The following is a 4,130-nucleotide window of genomic DNA, read 5'->3' as shown; positions in this document are numbered from 1 at the left end:
CATTTACTATTTCCTGTCGCTCAAATAATTCGAGGCTTTTGAAGTATTCTGTGAAATTTTGTGGTATCATGACTTTCGTTTTTACTAAAATACAACTTATTTAAGTCATATTATAGAATATAGCCTTTTTAATTGATTCGCATTATTAATGTTATAAATGTATAATTGCAATGTATAATTGCCTATAATACTGCAAAATGACGTAAGTCACTTTAGCTGATTTTTCTATAATTTGAAAAAAGCTCATTGAAAAGAATAATATAATTATCTGCTAATTTTTTTCTTTTGACTCCAATAACCCAGGATGAAACTTTTTTATAAACCTATTACGTGAAGAATCCATTTTTTTAATTATCACTTCGATTTCAGAATACTGTTTTTGCCAGTTTTTATAGAAATAATAGTCCTCAAAGAAATCATTCATAAAGAGCGAGTCACTTTTAGGAAAGAAAAAGAATTCTTCTTTCAGTTTATAAGGTGACTGATTTCCAAAGTATATTCTGAAAGAGTCCATAATACTATCTAAATTAATACGAATAGAATCTCCGTTCACATTTGAATATGACCAAGAATAAATAGAATCGTATTTGACCAAATTTCCAAACTCATCATATTCTTTATGCACATCCCAATGCTCTTTTGGTTTTACAGCTGTATGGTCTTTTACAATTTCATGACGGTCTAGTTCTTGTACTTCGGTTTCCTTATCTTGGCGCTTACATCCTAGAAGCACAAAAATTATGAGTAAGACTGAAATTTTTTTCATTTTAAAATAATTAATAATTCTACAATAGTCCACTACGAGTCCCTAATCATTTCCATTTCTCGTATTACTTCGTCTACCTGTCCTTCGGCGATTTGTGTTGTTTTCTCTGTGATAACGAGAAATATCATCACCTCTGTAACCTTTGATATGTACAAATCTGCTTCGACTCAGATTAATATTTCTATAGCGCTGTGGTAGTATTTTTGCCGTTACCCAAACATTATTATTTAAATAGATATAATGGCGCAAGGACAAATCATAGTAAATCATGTGGTTAGGAAAATATACATACCTCACAGCCTCGACTCTATTAGGATAAAACCAAGGCGGCGGTGGCATATTGGGTCTTGAAGAAATAACTACTGTCCCACAACTTTGTACTAAACCTATTGAGGACAATAATAGAATTGTATAAAAGAAACGTCTTAGTCTCATGATTTTATGTTTTAAGACTAACAAAGTAAGTCTACAAATAAAAGAATAGAAATGACCAAGGTCATTTTAAAAACTACTTATTTCAAATAATTTTGAATTTACTCGGGTAAAGTATTAGTTAATTATAATACGAACGCTATCTATACCTTAAATAAAATATCTAACTAAAATTACAGTACTATGGAGACTCAAGTCATATTTAATACAGATTTACATTTTGAACATGTGCAATGGAATCGTGAACTTTCGTTTTGGGAAGATGAGTTAAAATCTTTTAACAAACGATTAGAAGAATTGGTTGTACGATGGACTGATAAAGAGGTTCTCGCCAACTTAGAGCATTACCAAAACGAATTTATTTTACAAGATAAAAGAATAGATGAATTGCAAGAAGCAATACAAGTACACGAGACGCGTATCGCTGCTTTGAGCAAAGCAAAAAAAGATGCTTTAGATACTCAAACTGTTAAAAAGCATTTTGAATTTAGAAATAAAATGGAAACTCAACGGCAAATCTATGCAGACCTTAAAAAGGAATTCTTCCGTTTTTTATCAAAATATATGTAAACAACTCGTCTAAATATGTTTTTATATTTTTAATTACAGAGCATGAATAAATACACTATCAATTTACCAAGCGTTTTTTATTTCTTTAGCATAACAGCTTTAACTATTTATTTAATTATAGTTGGCAAAGTTATTCTTGTGCCTATTATTTTTAGTTTTTTTTTGCCTTGATGCTAAAACCTATTGTTGATTTTTTTCAAGACAAATTGCGCAACCGAATAGTTTCTATTTTTGCCGCTTACCTCACGTTTGTATTGCCTTTATTGGCTTTAATTTTGTTTTTTATTAATCAATCTACAGCTTTATTTTCCGACTTGCCTTCTATAAGAAAAAGGTTATTTGCTATTGGAGATGAGTTGTTAAGCATGCTAAGCCAATACTTTAGTCTAGACCAAGAAGTATCATCAAATTGGTTCTCTACCAATTTTCAATCTATACTCGACTTATCCTTTGGGTTTGTACAAGAAAGCTTTCAGTCTGGTACAACTTTTATAGCAAATGCTGTTTTAATAATAGTAATTACCTATTTTTTGTTGTTGTACAGAACAGCCTTCAAAAATTTTCTAATATCTCAATCAAAACCTAAGCATAGAGCTGCATTACAACATCTTTTTAGTCAGATTCAAAAACTCACCAAGCGTTATATGATTGGACAAGGGATTATGGTAATTATCCTTGGAACTTTAATTGGGTTGGGCTTATGGGCTATTGGCGTTCCACATCCTTTTTTCTGGGGGTTTCTTGCTGGCTTCCTTGAGATAATCCCTTATATAGGTACGAGTATAGGCGGTATTTTGCCATTTACCTATATGCTTATGGTAAGCGATACAATTTGGCAACCTTGGGCAGTCGTGGTGCTTTATATTATAATACAACAAATTGAAGGCAATTTAATTTCGCCAAACGTTATGGGTTCTAGTATTAAGGTCAATCCTTTATTTATCATTATTGGTCTTTTTTTAGGTGGTATTATTTGGGGTATTTCTGGTCTGATATTAGCTTTACCCATTTTAGCCATTTCTAAAGAAGTTTTTAGAAGTTTTGACAAATTAACAGCAATAAGTTATCTCATGGAGGATGGTCTTGCTAGAAAAGAAGCACTGTTTCTAGAGCAGTTTGATGATTCAAAGTATCATTTTTTAAGTCTCTTTTTTAAAGAAAAATGAGAGTGTTACTTCAGTAGTAAACTGATTCAAATCATTTTCTAAGCTCAATAAAGCACATACATTTAGGGTAATAAAATATCTATAAAATCTTAAAACAAAAAGCCATGAAACAAAGTAGTACAGGTACCGTTTTGGTAGCATTAGCTGCAGGAGCAGCGATTGGAGCAGGAGTAGGAATTCTTTTCGCACCAGATAAGGGTAAAAACACTCGAGAAAACATTAAAAACAAATTAGAAGAAACAGGTCACGATATTGCAGAACGCGTATCACATGCCAAAGAAGAACTCACTAAATCTGCAAACAAAAAAAAGGAGGATTTTGAGAGAAAACTAGATGATACCATTTCTAGTTTAAGTTATAAGGCAGAAGATATTATTTCTGGTCTAGAGCATAAACTTGAAGAGCTTAAAAAGAAAAATGCTCAACTTCAAAAAAATTAGAGATAATGGCTTTTGACGAGTTAAAACAAAACCTAAAGGAGGCTGATAAAGACATACATTCCTACGTAAAAAATAGCGAATCGTATATCTACTTAAAAAGTTTTAAAATGGCAATGCTATTTGTAACAGCAGTAGCACAAACCGTATTGGTAGGTGCATTGGTGTTATTGGCCTTATTCATTTTAGCTATGGCAGCCTCCTTTGGATTAGGAGTCTTATTAAATAATACATTTTATGGGTTTTTAATCGTTGGTGGATGTATAGTGCTAGCAACTTTGATAGTATATGCATTGCGTAGACAAATAAATAAACCAATTATAAGAAAATTTTCAGAAAACTTTTTTGATAAATCATGAAGCCACATATATACAACTCATTCGAAGAAATAGATGAGCATCTTAAAATCATGAAGCTCAAAAGAGATATAGATAAAGAGTATCTAAAAATACATTTAATAAGCTCAAAAAATAGTTTATATCCGATTAATATGCTTCAAGAAATTAGAGCTATGCTTTTAAAATACCTTTCGGTATTTATGAAACGAGCATGCTAAACATATTATCACCCAAAGGAATGATTAATAGTGAACAGGCATGTGTCCTTAAAAAAAAAAGAATACATGTAAACACCAGGGCAAACGCATCTAAAAAAGTTTAATATTTGGGGTTAAATCATTGGTTTTCAGTTGTTTTTATGAATTAATTTTTGTATATTATATTGATAATCAATATTTTATGTACTTTGAAAACAACAAAC

7 protein-coding genes are annotated in these 4,130 nt (G+C 31.0%); 5 read left to right on the top strand and 2 right to left on the bottom strand.

Translation table 11 applies throughout. From position 1 onward, the window contains the following. Positions 1-271 precede the first annotated feature (271 nt). A complete protein-coding gene (locus tag HKP48_RS07910) occupies positions 272-766 on the bottom strand; it encodes a hypothetical protein (protein ID WP_296344597.1) in 495 nt (164 codons plus the stop codon). A gap of 42 nt (positions 767-808) precedes the next feature. Then, a complete protein-coding gene (locus HKP48_RS07905) occupies positions 809-1,201 on the bottom strand; it encodes a hypothetical protein (RefSeq protein ID WP_296344595.1) in 393 nt (130 codons plus the stop codon). Positions 1,202-1,381: 180 nt separating this feature from the next. Between HKP48_RS07905 and HKP48_RS07900 the strand changes: the two genes are divergently transcribed. The 5 genes from HKP48_RS07900 (at position 1,382) to HKP48_RS07880 (ending at position 3,927) form a co-directional block, all read left to right on the top strand. Beyond that, positions 1,382-1,768 (top strand): hypothetical protein, encoded by a 387-nt coding sequence (locus HKP48_RS07900; RefSeq protein WP_296344593.1) that lies wholly within the window; start codon positions 1,382-1,384, stop codon positions 1,766-1,768. Between the two features lie 167 nt (positions 1,769-1,935). Then, positions 1,936-2,934 (top strand): AI-2E family transporter, encoded by a 999-nt coding sequence (locus HKP48_RS07895; protein ID WP_296344591.1) that lies wholly within the window; start codon positions 1,936-1,938, stop codon positions 2,932-2,934. 104 nt (positions 2,935-3,038) lie between these two features. Further along, positions 3,039-3,374: a YtxH domain-containing protein gene (locus HKP48_RS07890; RefSeq protein ID WP_296344588.1), complete on the top strand. Its 336-nt coding sequence runs from the start codon at positions 3,039-3,041 to the stop codon at positions 3,372-3,374. Positions 3,375-3,379: 5 nt separating this feature from the next. Beyond that, positions 3,380-3,730, top strand: a complete 351-nt coding sequence (locus tag HKP48_RS07885; RefSeq protein WP_296344586.1) for a hypothetical protein — start codon at positions 3,380-3,382, stop codon at positions 3,728-3,730. After that, positions 3,727-3,927, top strand: a complete 201-nt coding sequence (locus HKP48_RS07880; protein WP_296344584.1) for a DUF6327 family protein — start codon at positions 3,727-3,729, stop codon at positions 3,925-3,927. The genes HKP48_RS07885 and HKP48_RS07880 overlap by 4 nt, the downstream gene beginning before the upstream one ends. The last annotated feature ends 203 nt before the right edge of the window (positions 3,928-4,130 follow it).

The sequence above is a fragment of the Winogradskyella sp. genome (assembly GCF_013042245.1).
Classification (GTDB): Bacteria; Bacteroidota; Bacteroidia; order Flavobacteriales; family Flavobacteriaceae; genus Winogradskyella.
This window is presented reverse-complemented; position numbering and strand designations above follow the sequence as displayed.

Excerpts from the sequence above, each read along its gene's own strand:
- HKP48_RS07910 (WP_296344597.1), bottom strand. The coding sequence starts at position 766 with ATGAAAAAAATTTCAGTCTTACTCATAATTTTTGTGCTTCTAGGATGT.
- HKP48_RS07905 (WP_296344595.1), bottom strand. The coding sequence starts at position 1,201 with ATGAGACTAAGACGTTTCTTTTATACAATTCTATTATTGTCCTCAATA.
- HKP48_RS07900 (WP_296344593.1), top strand. The coding sequence starts at position 1,382 with ATGGAGACTCAAGTCATATTTAATACAGATTTACATTTTGAACATGTG.
- HKP48_RS07890 (WP_296344588.1), top strand. The coding sequence starts at position 3,039 with ATGAAACAAAGTAGTACAGGTACCGTTTTGGTAGCATTAGCTGCAGGA.
- HKP48_RS07885 (WP_296344586.1), top strand. The coding sequence starts at position 3,380 with ATGGCTTTTGACGAGTTAAAACAAAACCTAAAGGAGGCTGATAAAGAC.
- HKP48_RS07880 (WP_296344584.1), top strand. The coding sequence starts at position 3,727 with ATGAAGCCACATATATACAACTCATTCGAAGAAATAGATGAGCATCTT.